This is a genomic window from Streptomyces sulfonofaciens (genome assembly GCF_014656295.1).
Taxonomy (GTDB): domain Bacteria; phylum Actinomycetota; class Actinomycetes; order Streptomycetales; family Streptomycetaceae; genus Streptomyces; species Streptomyces sulfonofaciens.
On the sequence record NZ_BNCD01000019.1, the window covers coordinates 1 to 14630 of the forward strand.

At 75.2% G+C, this 14630-nt stretch carries 13 protein-coding genes and 1 pseudogene; 5 read left to right on the top strand and 9 right to left on the bottom strand.

The features are described from left to right. Positions 1-130 precede the first annotated feature (130 nt). Positions 131-436 (bottom strand): DUF6158 family protein, encoded by a 306-nt coding sequence (locus tag IE313_RS26235; protein WP_229924969.1) that lies wholly within the window; start codon positions 434-436, stop codon positions 131-133. Positions 437-540: 104 nt separating this feature from the next. On the opposite strand from IE313_RS26235, the gene IE313_RS26240 reads away from it, so the two are divergent. After that, the gene (locus IE313_RS26240) at positions 541-1659 is read left to right on the top strand and encodes a baeRF2 domain-containing protein (protein WP_189936426.1); all 1119 of its coding nucleotides are present in this window, start codon (positions 541-543) and stop codon (positions 1657-1659) included. A 169-nt stretch (positions 1660-1828) separates the two neighbouring features. On the opposite strand, the gene IE313_RS26245 is transcribed toward IE313_RS26240, so the two are convergent. Beyond that, a complete protein-coding gene (locus IE313_RS26245; protein ID WP_189936428.1) occupies positions 1829-3454 on the bottom strand; it encodes an ABC-F family ATP-binding cassette domain-containing protein in 1626 nt (541 codons plus the stop codon). Between the two features lie 119 nt (positions 3455-3573). Here IE313_RS26245 and IE313_RS26250 point away from each other — a divergent pair. Together IE313_RS26250 and IE313_RS26255 are read left to right on the top strand one after the other, a co-directional pair. Continuing rightward, a pseudogene (locus tag IE313_RS26250) lies at positions 3574-4194 on the top strand (phosphatase PAP2 family protein); the annotation flags it as partial. Between the two features lie 371 nt (positions 4195-4565). After that, complete coding sequence (locus IE313_RS26255; protein ID WP_189936432.1) at positions 4566-5375, top strand: methyltransferase domain-containing protein; 810 nt, start codon at positions 4566-4568, stop codon at positions 5373-5375. Positions 5376-5636: 261 nt separating this feature from the next. Here IE313_RS26255 and IE313_RS26260 read toward each other — a convergent pair whose 3' ends face one another. The 4 genes from IE313_RS26260 to IE313_RS26275 all read right to left on the bottom strand — a co-directional run bounded on the left by IE313_RS26260 (position 5637) and on the right by IE313_RS26275 (position 10647). Next, a complete protein-coding gene (locus IE313_RS26260) occupies positions 5637-6383 on the bottom strand; it encodes a GvpL/GvpF family gas vesicle protein (RefSeq protein WP_373317070.1) in 747 nt (248 codons plus the stop codon). Between the two features lie 23 nt (positions 6384-6406). Next, positions 6407-7345 carry a non-homologous end-joining DNA ligase gene (gene ligD, locus IE313_RS26265; protein ID WP_189936434.1) on the bottom strand — a complete coding sequence of 313 codons (939 nt, stop codon included), beginning with the start codon at positions 7343-7345 and terminating at the stop codon, positions 6407-6409. Between the two features lie 97 nt (positions 7346-7442). Then, positions 7443-9287 (bottom strand): transketolase, encoded by a 1845-nt coding sequence (locus tag IE313_RS26270; RefSeq protein ID WP_189936606.1) that lies wholly within the window; start codon positions 9285-9287, stop codon positions 7443-7445. 28 nt (positions 9288-9315) lie between these two features. After that, positions 9316-10647 (bottom strand): NAD(P)/FAD-dependent oxidoreductase, encoded by a 1332-nt coding sequence (locus IE313_RS26275; RefSeq protein WP_189936436.1) that lies wholly within the window; start codon positions 10645-10647, stop codon positions 9316-9318. Between the two features lie 462 nt (positions 10648-11109). Here IE313_RS26275 and IE313_RS26280 point away from each other — a divergent pair, with 462 nt between their 5' ends. After that, positions 11110-11502 (top strand): glycosyl hydrolase, encoded by a 393-nt coding sequence (locus tag IE313_RS26280; protein ID WP_189936438.1) that lies wholly within the window; start codon positions 11110-11112, stop codon positions 11500-11502. A 181-nt stretch (positions 11503-11683) separates the two neighbouring features. Here the strand turns inward: IE313_RS26280 and IE313_RS26285 are convergent, their stop codons facing one another. Next, positions 11684-11899, bottom strand: coding sequence for a hypothetical protein (locus IE313_RS26285; RefSeq protein ID WP_189936440.1), 216 nt, complete (start codon positions 11897-11899; stop codon positions 11684-11686). A 392-nt stretch (positions 11900-12291) separates the two neighbouring features. Here IE313_RS26285 and IE313_RS26290 point away from each other — a divergent pair, with 392 nt between their 5' ends. Then, positions 12292-12645, top strand: a complete 354-nt coding sequence (locus IE313_RS26290) for a VOC family protein (RefSeq protein WP_189936442.1) — start codon at positions 12292-12294, stop codon at positions 12643-12645. Between the two features lie 194 nt (positions 12646-12839). On the opposite strand, the gene IE313_RS26295 is transcribed toward IE313_RS26290, so the two are convergent. Next, positions 12840-13781, bottom strand: a complete 942-nt coding sequence (locus tag IE313_RS26295; protein ID WP_189936443.1) for an arginase family protein — start codon at positions 13779-13781, stop codon at positions 12840-12842. A 202-nt stretch (positions 13782-13983) separates the two neighbouring features. Next, entirely contained in the window at positions 13984-14529 is a 546-nt protein-coding gene (locus IE313_RS26300) for a GNAT family N-acetyltransferase (RefSeq protein WP_189936445.1), read from the bottom strand. Positions 14530-14630 lie beyond the last annotated feature (101 nt).

Consider the following 14630-nt stretch of genomic DNA (forward strand, 5'->3'; position numbering starts at 1 on the left):
GCGCGGTGGCACGACACGTGTCGTGCCACCGCGCCCGTACGCACGTCAGATGCACCCGCGCCCCATTCGCGCCGCGATTGCGTCCCGCGCGGCCCGTGCGCGCCGCGCGCCCCGCGATCCCCGACCCGCGTCAGGAAGGACCCGCGGTTCCCGGTCCGGCGGCGGACGCGGCCTCCCGTTCCCTGGCGCCCGCACGGGTGCGTCCCGGGGCGACGAGGCGGCGCGGATGGCGGCGCAGGTACTCGCCCTCCAGTTGCGCCATGCGCTCGTTGTGCGCGTGCAGGGCGTCGTTCGAGCCGTGCAGCAGCGTGTCGTGGCGGGTGCGGTGGATCGCCTCCAGCTCCTTCATGAGCTGCTGGTCGTCCAGGCGCCCGGGGTCGACTCCTGTCATGTGGCACCCCAGTCGTTCGGTCGTCACTCGGTCCGTACCCGGCATGTGGCGGTCGGCACAGCGCCGTCGCCGTGTCGGCGTGCGGGGTTCGGGTACCCGCTCGACCGCACACGACCCCATACGTACGAACACGGCGCCCGGAGGCTGCCATGGATCTCGCCTTTCTCCAGCCACTGTACGAACGTCCCGGGCCATGGGCCTCGGTCTACGCGGACACCTCACGGCACACCGAGTCCACGCCCGAGGAGCGCTCGCTGATCGCCCAGGACGTCTACCGGCAGTTGGCGGAGCAGGGCGCGGACCGGAACACCGGCCGTGCGGTCCTCAACGCGATGGAGGAGCTGCGGCACTCGACCGAGCCGCTCGGCCGCGCCCTGTTCGCCGCGGACGGCGAGGTGGTCCTCGACCCGCCGCTCGCCGCGGCGCCGCAGGGCACCCGCGCGACCTGGGCCGCGCTGCCGCACACCGCACCGCTGCTCGAACTGGCCGGTGAGGACCCGCTGTGCCTGGTGGCGTACGTGGACCGGCGCGGTGCCAGGTTCGAGCTGCGCGGCGCGCGCGGCAGCGAGCAGGCAGGCGAGGTGGCGGGCCGGCAGTGGCCCATCCACCGCACCCGTACCGCGGACTGGTCGGAACGGCACTTCCAGCTACGGGTGGAGGACACCTGGGAGCACAACGCCGGGGAGATCGCCCAGGCGCTCGCGGCGCAGCAGGAGGAGGTCCGCGCGGACCTGGTCGTCCTCGTCGGCGACGACCGGGAACGGCGCTCCGTGCACGACAAGCTGCCCCTGCCGGTGCGGGAGATCTCGGTGGAGGCCGCGCACGGCGCCGGGAGCCGGCTGCTGCACGAGGAGGTGGAGCGGCTGCGCACGGCGCACGTCCGGGCCCGCGCCGCCCGTGACCTGGAGCGCTTCCGCGCCGCCCGCGCCCCGGACGAGGAGGGGCGCCCTTCGGCGGTGGAGGGCGTGCCGGCACTGGTGGAGGCGGCCAGGGAGCACCGCATCGCCGAGTTGCTGGTACGCCCGGACGGGCCCGACGCGCACCGCCGGGTCTGGGTGGGCGGCGACCCCGACCAGGTGGCGGTGCGGCGCACGGAGAGCAAGCCCCTGGGGGAGCCGGAGCCACGGCCCGCACGCGCCGACGACGCGCTGCTCAGGTCCGCCGCCGTCACCGGCGCCACCGCCCTGTCCGTGGCCTCGGCCGATCCCGAGGACCTCCCGGTGGGCGGGCTCGGGGCGGTACTGCGCTGGAGGGAGCCGGCGGAGTGAGGACACCGCGCGCGAAGGCCCGGCGGGGCCTTCGCGCGCGGCCCGCCACCCGGCGGAAGGGGCCGGCCGCCCGGCCCCGCGCCGACCTCCGGGACGGGCCCCGGGCGGTTGGGTGCCGCGCGGCGCACGCAGCTCCGGGCCGTCCGGACTCCGCGCCGGGCCGCGTCCGCTACGGAAGACGGACGCGTGCCACCCGCCGCTCGTCCCAGACCGCCTCCGGTGCCTCCCGGACGCGGCCGTCACCGCCGAAGACCAGGAAGCGGTCGAAGGAGCGGGCGAACCAGCGGTCGTGGGTGACCGCGAGCACCGTCCCCTCGAAGGCGTCCAGGCCCTCCTGGAGGGCTTCGGCGGACTCCAGGTCCAGGTTGTCCGTCGGCTCGTCGAGCAGCAGCGCGGTTGCTCCCGCCAGTTCCAGCAGGAGGATCTGGAAGCGGGCCTGCTGGCCTCCCGAGAGGCGGTCGAAGGACTGTTCGGCCTGACCGGTGAGCTCGTAGCGGCGCAGCCGTGACATGGCGGCGCCGCGGTCCTTCGCGTGCTCCCGCCAGAGGATGTCGAGCAGGGTGCGGCCGGCGAGTTCCGGGTGGGCGTGGGTCTGGGCGAAGTGGCCGGGCACCACCCGGGCGCCCAGCTTCCAGGTGCCGGTGTGCGCCACCTCCCCGCCCGCGAGCAGCCGCAGGAAGTGCGACTTGCCCGAGCCGTTGGAGCCGAGCACGGCGACCCGCTCGCCGTAGTGGACCTCAAGGTCGAACGGCTTCATCAGACCGGTGAGTTCAAGGCCCTCGCAGGTGACCGCCCTGACGCCGGTGCGCCCGCCCCTGAGCCGCATCCTGATGTCCTGCTCGCGCGGCGGCTCCGGCGGCGGTCCCGCCTCCTCGAACCTGGCGAGCCGCGTCTGCGCGGCGCGGTAGCGCGAGGCCATGTCGTGGCTGTTCTCGGCGGCCTGGCGGAGCGTCAGCACCAGCTTGCGCAACTGGGCGTGCTTCTCGTCCCAGCGGCGGCGCAGCTCCTCGAAGCGGGCGAAGCGCTCGCGGCGCGCCTCGTGGTAGGTGGCGAAGCCGCCGCCGTGCACCCAGGCGTCGGCGCCCGCGGGGCCCGGCTCGACGCTGACGATCTTCTGCGCGGCCCGGGCCAGCAGCTCCCTGTCGTGCGAGACGAACAGCACGGTCTTGCGGGTCTGGATGAGCTGCTCCTCCAGCCAGCGCTTGCCCGGCACGTCGAGGTAGTTGTCCGGCTCGTCGAGGAGCAGGACCTCGTCGGGGCCGCGCAGCAGCGCCTCCAGGACGAGCCGCTTCTGCTCCCCGCCGCTGAGGGTGCGCACCTCGCGCCACCTCGCCTTGTCGAAGGGCACCCCGAGCGCGGCCGTGGTGCAGATGTCCCACAGGGTCTCCGCCTCGTAGCCCTGTGCCTCGGACCAGTCGGCGAGGGCCTGGGCGTAGGCCATCTGGGCGGCCTCGTCGTCGACGGTCATGATGGCGTGCTCGGCCTCGTCGAGGGCGGCGGCCGCGGTGCGGATCCGGGGCGGGGCGACGGACACCAGCAGGTCGCGCACGGTCCGCTCGTCCCGTACGGAGCCCACGAACTGCGGCATCACCCCCAGTCCGCCGGTGACCGCGACGGTGCCGCCGTGCGGCTTCAGCTCGCCGGACAGCAGGCGCAGCAGAGTGGTCTTGCCCGCTCCGTTCGGCCCGACGAGGGCCATCGCGGAGCCCTCGCCCACCCGGAAGGAGACATCGCCGAGCAGCGTTCTCCCGTCCGGCAGGTGGTACTCCAGGTGCCCGGCCTCCAGATGTCCCATGAAGGGGCATTCTCGCCCCCGCGGCCGGTCCGGGCCAAGTCGTTTCCGCGCGGAGCGGCCACCTGGCCGCCGCGCGCGGGCGGTGGATGGTCCGGCGTGCGATCGGGTACCGGATGAGGATGTGCGCTGACGTAGATGTTCCCACCGCCCACGCGCCGCGGGGTGCCGCACCCACCCTGCTCCGCACGCTCGCCGCGGTGGACGTACGCCTCTTCGAGGCGGTGGCCGACCGGCACTGGCCGGGCGGTGACCGGGTGCTGCCGCGGCTGAGCCGGGCGGCCAACCACGGAGTGCTCTGGTTCGCGGTGGCGGGCGGCCTCGCCGCCTGCGGGACGCCCGGGGCGCGGCGTGCCGCCGCCCACGGGGTGGCCTCGCTGGCACTGGCCTCCGCCACCATCAACACCTTCGCGAAGCGGTCGGTGCGCCGCCCGCGCCCGCTGCTGGACGCGGTGCCGCTGGTGCGGCGGCTGAAGCGGCAGCCCGTGACCACCTCGTTCCCGTCCGGACACGCGGCGTCCGCGGCGGCCTTCGCGACCGGCGTGGTGCTGGAGTCGCCCCGCTGGGGCGTGGCCGTGGTCCCGCTGGCCGGTGCGGTGGCGCTGTCCCGGATCTACACGGGCGTGCACTATCCGAGCGACGTCCTGGTGGGCGCCGCGCTGGGCGCGGGGGCTGCCTTCGCGGTCCGGGGCGGGATGGCGGTGCGCAGGAGCGCGCGGCGGCCGGCGGCCGGGCGCGAGGAGGACGGCTGAGGCCGTCCCGGCGCCGCACGGCGCCCCCGGCCCCCGCACCACACGGGCGGCCTCGTCAGCCCCCACCGCCCACGCCACCACGACCGCCCTCCCCCACCGCGGCCACCCGGTGCCTGCGCGGCCGCCCGGTGCCCGCGCCGCGTGCCCCGCCACCCCGTGACCACATAGCGAGACACAGGTCTCACTATTCGAGTGGATCGCCTACCGTGCCGTGCACGGGGACATCAGTGCCCCGGCGGCCGCGGCCGCCGTGCCGGGCTCGGGCGCCCCCTCCCTCCGGTGTACCGGTACGTCCGGCGCACCCACGCACCCACGCACCCGGCGGCCCGGGAGCCGAGCCGCTGCGGGAAAGGAGAACCGCCATGACACAGGAGACCGCCGTGTACACCCACGGCCACCACGAGTCGGTGCTGCGCTCCCACACCTGGCGCACCGCGGCCAACTCCGCCGCCTACCTCCTCGGCTCCCTCAAGCCCCACATGCGGATCCTGGACATCGGCTGCGGCCCCGGCACCATCACCGCCGACCTGGCGGAACTGGTGCCCGACGGCCGGGTCACGGCGGTGGACCGCGCGCCCGGCGTCCTGGAGCTGGCGCGTGCCACCACGACGGCACGCGGCCTGACCAACGTGGACTTCGCGGTGGGCGACGTGCACGCCCTCGACTTCCCGGACGACACCTTCTGCGTGGTCCACGCCCACCAGGTGCTCCAGCACGTCGGCGACCCCGTGCAGGCGCTGCGGGAGATGCGCCGGGTCTGCAGGCCCACGGGGTACGTCGCCGTGCGGGACGCGGACTACGCCTCGATGACCTGGTACCCGGCGACCGACGGCATGGACGCGTGGCTGGACCTCTACCGCCGGGTGGCCCGCGCCAACGGCGGCGAGCCGGACGCCGGACGCCGGCTGCGGTCCTGGGCGCTCGAGGCCGGTTTCACGGACGTCACCGCCGGCGCCGACACCTGGTGCTACAGCACCGCGGAGGAACGCGCGTGGTGGAGCGGCTCGTGGGCGGACCGCACCCTGGCACCCGAGTACGCCGAGCGCGCGGTGCGGGACGGCCACGCCACGCGCGAGGAGCTGGAGCAGGTGTCCGCGGCCTGGCGGGAGTGGGGTGCGCGGGAGGACGGCTGGTTCGCGGTGCTGCACGGCGAGGTCCTCTGCCGGAAGTGAGGGCGCACCCGCCGCAGGCGCGCCGAGGAGGGGCGCACCGCCGGCGGGTGCCGCACATGACGGGCGCGCCCCCGGCCGGGCGCGGGCAACCGCGCGTGCGACCCCGGCGCGCCCGCGGCGCTGGCGGGCCGGCCCCTCCCGGTGCGGTGCCCGGCCACCGGCCCGCCTGCCCCGCACGCGTCCACCGCGCAGCAGGCCCGCGCACCCGGCGAGGGGCGCTGCGGGCGCTGCGATCCCGTTCGCCGTCGCGGACCGCCGGACCTACCGGCGTCCGGTGGAGTCGTGTCCCGGTTCCGTGAAGGAGTAGGCGGCCCAAGGGCCGGTGAGTTCCACGCGCAGGCCCGCCACGGCGCCCCGCACCGCCTCCACCTCCGCCACGAAGCCGCCCGCCGCCGCCCTCGGCAGCAGGTAGGCGGCGTCCAGGACCAGGACCCCGGCGGGGCCGACCAGCTCGGGCGGCGCCGAGTGCACCGACCACGGCCTGGCCGGCGGGTCGAGACGCGACTCGCTCGCCATCCCGGCCAGCCGCTCGTGCAGCCGCCTGCCCAGCTCTCCGGCCTCCTCGCGCCTCCCGTCCCGCTCGGCACGCTCCACATAGGCCCGCACGCCCCACTCGACCTGCCCGTCGAGCCTGCGCAGCGCATCCCGGAAGTAGTCGCCCCTGGCCTCCAGCAGGCCCCGTACGGCGCTGTCGTCGCGTACCACCGTCACAGGGCGCAGCGGCAGCGGGCTGGTGACGGTGGTGAGGGCGGCGACGACCCGCTGGTGCGCGCGGACCGTCCCGGCGAGCCAGTCCGGGTCGGCGAGGTGCGCGGCGAGCGGGAGGGGGCCGAAGTCCGGGGCGGGGACGGTGCCCACCACCGCCACCAGGTCGCCGTGCCGCAGCGTCCTCGGCGGTGTGCCCGCCACGCCCGTCAGCTCCGCCTGGAGCGCCGCGTCGAACGGACGGCAGACGGCGTAGACGTAGCGCAGCGCACGCAGATCGGTCGTCGCCGGCACCCGGTTCACCCCGCTCTCCTCGATGCGGCGCATCAGCCCCGCCGGTCGCGCAGCCTGCGCCGCGCCGGGCCGAGGGCACGCCCCCTGGACGGCAGCCCGGCCCAGGGCCTGCCGCGGACCTGCTGCACGGCATCCTCGATGGTCCAGTGCCGTGCGTGGAGCGCCGGATCCTCCAACTGGTCCCAGGAGATCGGCACCGCCACCGGCGCGCCGGGCCTGGCGCGCACCGTGCACGGCGCGACGGAGGTCTGGGCGTAGGCGTTGCGCTGGACGTCCAGGTAGAGGCGGTCGCCGCGGTCCTTCTTGCGCATGGCGGTGGTCAGCTTCGCGGGGTGGGCGCGGGCCAGCGCCTCGGCGGCCTCCTTGCTGAAGCCGTGCGCCTCCTCGAAGCCGGCCCGGCCGTCCAGCGGCACGATCACGTGCAGACCGCGCGAGCCGGTGGTCATCACCGCGGACGGCAGCCGCAGGTCGTCGAAGAGTCCGCGCAGCAGCCGGGCGGCCTCGCGCACCGGCTCGAACTCGTCCTGCGGGGACCGCCCGGCGGTGGCCGGGGGCGGATCGAGGTCGAACACCAGCCGGTCCGGCCGGTCGACGTCGCGGTCACGGGACTGCCAGCGGTGCAGGGTGACGCACGCCTGGTCGGCGAGGAACAGCAGGGCCGCGGTGGAGTCGCAGACGGTGTGGGTGACCTTGCCGCCCTCCTTGGGCACCGTCACCCGCCTGATCCAGTCGGGGTAGTGGTCCGGGGTGTCCTTCTGCATGAAGCGCTGCCCCGCCACACCGTCGGGGCAGCGCTCCAGCATCAGCGGGCGGCCCCGCAGGTGGGGCAGCATGAACGGGGCGACGCAGCGGTAGTAGTCGACGAGGTCCGCCTTGGTCCACCCGTCGTCGGGGAAGAGTACCTTGCCGGGCCGGTGCACCGTGATCGTGCGCCGGCCCGCCCGTACCGTCCGCTCCTCGCCGCTGTTCACCCGGCCCTCTCCTCCTCTTGTCGCCCTGTCCGGTGCGGTGCCCCTCGTTGCCGGGGCACCGCCCTCGCCGTCGTGCCGCGCCTCGCGCGGCGCGGGATCAGGCCACCACCGCGTGCTCGACCAGCAGCCGGGCGCTCGCCGCGATCGCCTCCGCGTCGATTCCCGCGGCGGCCAACTGCTCGTTCGGGCTCGCGGAGCCGGGCAGTGCGGTGACCGCGAGCCGTGCCAGGCGGGGCACCGGGCGTCCGTCGGTGAAGGCGTCCAGGACCGCGTCCCCGATGCCGCCCTCCTCGTGGTGGTCCTCCACCGTGAGCAGGCAGCCGGTGCGCTCCGCGGCGGTGCGCAGCGTGCTGCGGTCGACGGGCTTGACGGAGTACAGGTCGATCACCCTGGCCGCGATGCCCTCGCCCGCCAGCATCTCAGCCGCGCACAGCGCCTCGGGCACGGTCGCTCCGGCGGCGACGATGGTCAGCCGGTCCTCGTCGCTGGAGCGCAGCACCTTGCTGCCGCCCACCGGGAAGGTCTCCTCGGGCCCGTAGATGACCGACGTCGGGCCGCGCGAGGTGCGCAGGTAGCCGATGCCCGGCCGGTCGGCGAGTTCGGCGACGAGGTGGGCGGTCTGGTTGGCGTCGCACGGGTAGAGCACGGTGCTGCCCTGCACCGCGCGGAACATGGCCAGGTCCTCCAGGCCCATCTGGGAGGGTCCGTCCTGTCCGATGGCGACGCCCGCGTGCGAGCCGACCAGGTTGACGTCGGAGCCGCTGACCGCGGCCATCCTGATGAAGTCGTGGGCACGGGTGAGGAACGCGGCGAACGTCGCGGCGTAGGGCTTCCACCCGCGCGCGGCCATGCCCACGGCCGCGGCCACCAGTTGCTGTTCGGCGATGTAGAACTCGAAGTAGCGCTCGGGGTGTGCCTTGGCGAAGAACTCCGTGCGGGTGGAGTCGCCGACCTCGCCATCCAGGGCCACCACGTCGCCGCGGGCGGTGCCGAGCGCGGTCAGCGCCTCGCCGTAGGCGTCGCGGGTGGCGACCTTGGCGCCCCTCTCGTACGCGGGCAGCTCCAGGTGGCCGTCGCGCACCACGTGCAGCGCCCGCACGGCCGGCGGCGGCTGGACCGACACGCGCAGGTCGCGGATGCCGCCGAGTTCGTCGATGGCCTCGGCCGCGTCGGCCAGCGGTTTGCCGTGCCAGCCCTCGCGGTTCTCGACGGCGGCGACGCCCTTGCCCTTGAGCGTGCGGGCCAGGATGGCGGTCGGCTGGCCGGCCGTCGAGGCGGCCTCGGCGAACGCGAGGTCGATGGCGTCCACGTCGTGGCCGTCGATCTCGATCGTGTGCCAGCCGAAGGCCGCGAACCGGCGCGCGTGGGCGTCCAGGTCGTGGCCGTGCCGGGTGGGCCCGCGCTGGCCGAGCCGGTTGACGTCGACGATCAGGGTGAGGTGGTCCAGGTGCTCGTACCCGGCGGCCTCGGCCGCCTCCCAGATGGAGCCCTCGGCGAGCTCGCTGTCCCCGCACAGCGCCCACACCCGGTAGTCGACGTGGTCGAGGCGCTTGCCCGCGAGTGCCTCGCCGACCGCCACGGGCAGCCCCTGCCCGAGCGATCCGGTGGCCACCTCCACCCAGGGCAGCCGCGGCGTCGGGTGGCCCTCAAGGCGGCTGCCTGCCTTGCGGAAGGTCAGCAGCTCCGGGTCGCTGATCGCGCCGGCCGCCTTGTACGCCGCGTACAGCAGCGGCGAGGCATGGCCCTTGGAGAGGATGAAGCGGTCGTTGCCGGGATGCTCGGGCCGGTCGAAGTCGTAGTGCAGATGGCGCGCGAGGAGGACGGCCATCAGGTCCGCGGCGGACATCGAGGACGTGGGGTGTCCGGAGCCCGCCGCGTCAGCGGCGCGCACGCTGTCCACCCTGAGCTGCTGCCCCAGGTCGGACAGCTCCTGGACGGTCATGTCATGGGTCAGGCCGAGGGTCGTCATATCAGTGGTCCTCCGTGGTGTCGCCGGGAACGCGGAGCACCCGGGCCAGCTCGGGCGAGGCCGACTCCAGCGGTACGGAGCCGGACCGCACCAGGCCGAGCTGGACGCCCTGGCGCGGCAGCATCGCGTCGAGCAGCCAGTCGGCGGCCACCCGGACGCGGTTGCCCGGCATCGAGGCGAGGTGGTAGCCGCGGGTGAGGGCCCCGGCGATGGGCCCGGACAGCGGGATGCCGAAGGGGTTGGCGGCGGCCTGCGCCCCGCCGAGGTCGACGGTGAAGCCCATGTCGCGGTGCCGATACGGGATCCGGGTGCCGCGGCCGAGCGAGGCGGCCACGTTGCGTCCCGCGGTCCTGCCCTGCCGCCAGGCGTGCTGGGCCGTCATCGGGGCGGTGCCGCCGGGGTTGTTGGGGTCGGGCACGGCGGCCGCGTCGCCGCACGCGAACACCTCCGGGTGGCCCGGCACGTTCAGGTACTCGTCGACCACCAGGCGTCCGCGGTCCAGCGGTTGGCCGAGCCCGTCCACCAGCGGGTCGGGCCGTACGCCCACGCACCAGATCAGCGTCCTGGTGTCCACGTGCTCGCCGCTGTCCAGCAGCACGCCCTGGGCGGTGGCCTCCTTCACGGAGGTGCCGGTGCGCACGTCCACGCCGCGCTTGCGCAGCACCCGGTCGGCGGTGCGCGACAGGCGCTCGTCCAGCTCGGGCAGCACCCGGGGCGCGATGTCCAGCAGCAGCCAGCGCGGGTGGATGCCCTCGCGCAGCGGGTTCTTGCGCACGAGCGCGTCGGTGAACATCTTGCCGTGCGCGGCGACCTCGGTACCGGTGTAGCCGGCGCCCACCACGACGAAGGTGCAGCGTGACCGGCAGGTGGGCGGGTGCTCGGCGGCGGAGGCCAGCTCGATCTGGCGGGTCACGTGGTCGCGCAGGTACAGCGCCTCCGGGATGCCCCTGAAGCCGTGCGCGTGCTGGGCCACACCGGGTACCGGCAGCAGCTTGTTCACGCTGCCCACCGTCAGCACCAGGCGGTCGTACGTGAGCTCCCCGCGACCGCCCTCCGGGTCGGCGTAGCGCACGGTGCGCCGTTCCAGGTCGACCCCGTCGGCCTCCCCCAGCACGTGCCGTACGTTCGGCAGGGTGCCGCCGAGCGAGACGGTGGTCCTGCGCGGTTCCAGCACGCCCGCGGCCACCTGCGGCAGCAGCGGCAGGTACAGGAAGTAGTCGGTGGGGTTCAGCAGGGTGATGTCCGCCCGGCCCTTGGAGAGCCTGCTCAGGGTCCGGGCGGCACGGTAGCCGGCGAAGCCGGCACCGACGATCACTATGCGGGATCGGCTCACGATTCGCCTCCGGCGGCGGGTAGCGGCAACGGTCTCACCGGGCGGGCCCACGCCACGGGCGCCCACCCGGCAGGTATTCCGCGTAACCCTGACCACGGCGCCCAAACGTCGCAGCGCCGGCCGTCCGGTCCGGGGAACGATCACTGCCGCCCCGTCCGGGCCCGTCGCGGGCGGGGCGTGCGCGGCAGCGGCGGGCGCGGGCAGATGCCGCCCGCGGTGCGGGCGGGCGCCGGCGGGCGAGCTGATCCGACGGCCTTGCGCACCCCTGGAAAGCGTCGGGCTCGCCCTGCTCCGCGGTCGGTGGCCGGGGGCGGCACGGTCCGGCCCGCCGGGACCGGTACCGGCGGGCTCGCGCTACACCTTGGGTGGCCACCGGGGTGGCGGGAGCGGATGCGGTCGCGGCGGGCTCCGGCCGCACTCCTTCCCGGGCCTCGACGAACGTCAACCGGAAGGACGCCTAACATGCGTGTGCGCAAGGCTCTACTCGCAACCGTCGCCGTAGCAGGGCTCTCGGCAGCCATGCTCACCGCGCTGACTCCGACCGCCGCTCAGGCCGCCGAGGGCTGCACCTTCGACAACCCCAGGACGGTCGCGTCGACCTCGATCAGGTCCCGCGGGATCGAGCTGCGGTACAACGGCACGTGCGCGTGGGGCCGGATCTTCGGCTCCCCGGGCGACCTGGTGTGGGTGGACCGCAGCTTCGACAACGGCCGGACCTGGGAGCAGCTCAGTGTCACGGCCATCAACACCGGCGGCAGCAACCACACCGACGCGTTCAACAACAAGGGCAATCTGATGCGGGCCTGCGGCAAGGCCGGCAACTATCCCGAGGTTGCCTGCACCACCTGGTGGTGAACCGGGCGGAGCTCCTTGCCGCCGGGCCGTGGCCCGGTCCTGACGTCAGCGCCCCCTTTTCCGCAGGAGCCGGGGCGCTGTGCGGCCTTTACCCCTCGACCCGGGCGGTCTTGACGCACCCGGTCGGAGCGATGCGGTGCCCGGCACCCGTACGCCCCCGCACCACGGCGCGGGGGCCTTGTCATGCGGCGTCGCTGCGGCCGGCCTCCCCCGGGTCGCCGAGGGGCGGGGTGGGCCTGTCGTCGGCCGGCGGCCGCCGTTGCGGGATGAGCTCGTCGTACTGCCGGTCGTTCCGGCAGCCGTCGCACAGCCACACGTCGGGGCCGGCTTCGTGGAGGTCGTCGAGGGCTTCGGTCCGCCCGCAGTCAGCGTCACATGCACGTTCGCCGTGTGCCATGCATCCGACGGTCCGCGCCGGGCGTGGGGCGCGTGGAGGTGGCCTGGCGGTCGCACGGTGGCGTTTGCCCAGCTCATCAACGCGCAGGGCGCGCGTGGCGCGGCTCGCCCCTGATGCATCGGGCCCCCGGCACCGGCACTCGCGGTTGCTGTGGGGTCAGGTGCGGGGCGTGTGCGGGGCATGTGCGGGGCATGTGCTCACCGGGGCCCGGGGAGTGCGGAAGAACGTGACGGTCGCAGTGGAGCGTGCGATCATGGCATCGCTTCAGGAGCGGTGGGAGGGTCTCCACGGCGGTCGTGCGGCCTGAATCTGTGACCAACTCCCGCTCGTTTCCCACCTGGAGCTGCCGGGGCGAGAAAGCCGCTGGTCAGAGGAAGGGATCGGGCTCAGTTTTGGAAATCCTGGGAACCACGCTGCGCATCTGCGTCGAGGACCTGGAGGCCTCCGTGCCGTTCTACGAGCGGCTGGCGGGCAGCAGGGCGGTGCGCTTCGAGCGCGGCGGCGTGTCGGTCGCCGCGGTCGGCTGCTTCCTGCTGATGAGCGGGCCCGCGCAGGAGCTGGAGGTGCTGCGGAAGGTGGCGGCGACGATCGCGGTCGAGGACGTCGAGGAGACCCGTGACGTGCTCAGCGCCTCCGGGGCGCACATCGTCGCGGGACCGCTGCCGTCACCGGCCGGGCGCAACCTGATCGCGATGCACCCTGACGGGTCGATCTTCGAGTACGCGGACCGGCGCACGGCCACGTGACGTAGGCGCGCGGCAGCTCGGCCGCAGGCCGGGCGGCCACCCGGTTGCGGACGGCGGCCCGGTCGGCGGCTCCCACAACCCCGGGGGTCCGCGGTCGGCGGGCTTCGGGCCGTGCGGGGCGCGGCACGGCCGGTTCCCCGATGACCGTGGAACAGCGTCCGTCGGCACGGGCCGCGGTCGGTCGGGGCGGCGGGTCAAAGGGGTGCGAAGGCGGCGGCGACCAGGTCGGCGAGGAGCGCCCCCGCGGCACCGTCCGGGTCGAGGTCGGGGTCGAGGCCGGCGATGGTGAGGCCGGCGCAGCGCGGCGAGTGCACCAGCGGGGCGAGCAGCGCGGCCACCTCGTCCGGTACCAGGCCGTCGGCTTCCGGGTCCCGCACGGCGGGCATCACGGACGGGTCGAGCACATCGGCGTCGACGTGCACCCAGAAGCCGCGCAGGACATCCGCTTCGAGGCTGGTGGCCGCGGCGCGCACGACGTCGTCGACGCCCCGCTCGCGGATGTCCCCGACGGTGGCCGTGCAGCTCCCGGGTCCGTTCGTTCCGCCCGGTCCGTTCGATCCACCCGGTCCGTCCGGCCTGGTGTGCTCGGGCCGGTCGCAGTGCGCGTCCCGCAGGCCCAGAAGGCGGACGTCGTCGTCGCGCAGGTAGGGCCGCAGTCCCTCCAGGGCGGTGAGCTCGCGCCGGCCGCGGCCGGTGGACAGGGCCAGGTACGCGTCGGCCGCGGCGCCGGTACGCTCGCGGTCCCCAGGGGGCCGGAAGCCGGCGGTGGCGCCCAGCGCGGCCAGGCCGTAGCGGCCCGTGCGGCGCAGCGCGAGCGCGGCGCCGAGCTGGATGGAGCAGTCGCCGCCGAGTACCACGGGGAGGTCGCCCGCGCGCACGTGGTGCTCGATGCGGTCGGCGAGCCTGCGGGTGTAGACGGCCAGGGCCGGGGCATTGGGGACGCCGTCGTCCTCCCGCCGATCGCCGAGGTCGTGGCGGGGCGGCACCTCGACCCCGCCCTCCAGGGCGCGAAGCCGTCGCACGATGCCCTGCTCGCGCAGCGCGCCGGCCAGTTTGTGGCAACCGGGCACCGTGCCGGGCGCGGGTGGACGCCGTCCCAGGTCGGAGGGCGCGTCGAGGACCACGAGGTGCCGCATGCGCACCATGGTCGCCGACGGCCGCGCCTGCCTCAACGTGTGCGGCGGGGGCACCCGGGCCGGCGCGGGGCGGGCCCGGCCCGGTGGTGCCCGACGGCGCGGCGCGGTCCGGCACGGACGGACCGGCACGGACGGACCGGCACGGACGGACCGGCACGGACGGACCGGCAGGGCAGCGGCGGCGGCATCCGCCCCGCCGGGGTCAGCGCGGTGCGGTCATCTCGGTCGTCAGCGCCCACCGCTCGTGGTCCCGCCAGGCGCCGTCGACGTAGAGGAACTGCGGTGAGTAGCCCTCCAGGCGGAACCCGGCGCCGCGGGCCAGCCCGATGGAGGCGACGTTGGCAGGCTGGACGTTGATCTCCAGGCGGTGCAGCCCCAGGGTCCCGAAAGCATGTGCGACAACCAGCCGCAGGCCCTCCCGCATCAGCCCCCGGCCCGCGGCGTGCGCGAAGGCTCCGTAGCCCAGCGCGCCGCTCCAGAAGGCGCCCTCGACGACGTTGTTGATGTTGATGAAGCCCGCCAGGGCCCCGGTGTCGCGGGTGCAGACGAGGAGGCCGTGCCGCGAGGGGTCGTCGATGAGCCGGGTCGCGTACGGGGTGAAGGTGTCCGGCGCGTCGGGCGGGAAGAGCCACGGCCGGTGCAGCGGCCGGCTCTCCCGCGCCCGCGCCGTGAACTCGGGGCCGTCCGCGAGCGTGATCTGCCGTATGCCCACGCGGGGGCCTTCGGCGAGGTAGGGGGTGTGCGGCATCCGGCCACAGTACGCCGGAGGGCGTGCGCCGGTCGCGGGATGTCGCACCTGCCGGGGGCCCCTCGCGCGCGAGGGGCCCCCGGGGTGGAGCCCTCGCGCGC

What these genes read in the sequence shown, in the direction of transcription:
- IE313_RS26280 (WP_189936438.1), top strand. Translation starts at nt 11,110, where the DNA reads ATGCGTGTGCGCAAGGCTCTACTCGCAACCGTCGCCGTAGCAGGGCTC.
- IE313_RS26300 (WP_189936445.1), bottom strand. Translation starts at nt 14,529, where the DNA reads ATGCCGCACACCCCCTACCTCGCCGAAGGCCCCCGCGTGGGCATACGG.
- IE313_RS26255 (WP_189936432.1), top strand. Translation starts at nt 4,566, where the DNA reads ATGACACAGGAGACCGCCGTGTACACCCACGGCCACCACGAGTCGGTG.
- IE313_RS26235 (WP_229924969.1), bottom strand. Translation starts at nt 436, where the DNA reads ATGCCGGGTACGGACCGAGTGACGACCGAACGACTGGGGTGCCACATG.
- IE313_RS26285 (WP_189936440.1), bottom strand. Translation starts at nt 11,899, where the DNA reads ATGGCACACGGCGAACGTGCATGTGACGCTGACTGCGGGCGGACCGAA.
- IE313_RS26240 (WP_189936426.1), top strand. Translation starts at nt 541, where the DNA reads ATGGATCTCGCCTTTCTCCAGCCACTGTACGAACGTCCCGGGCCATGG.
- IE313_RS26270 (WP_189936606.1), bottom strand. Translation starts at nt 9,287, where the DNA reads ATGACCGTCCAGGAGCTGTCCGACCTGGGGCAGCAGCTCAGGGTGGAC.
- IE313_RS26295 (WP_189936443.1), bottom strand. Translation starts at nt 13,781, where the DNA reads ATGCGGCACCTCGTGGTCCTCGACGCGCCCTCCGACCTGGGACGGCGT.
- IE313_RS26245 (WP_189936428.1), bottom strand. Translation starts at nt 3,454, where the DNA reads ATGGGACATCTGGAGGCCGGGCACCTGGAGTACCACCTGCCGGACGGG.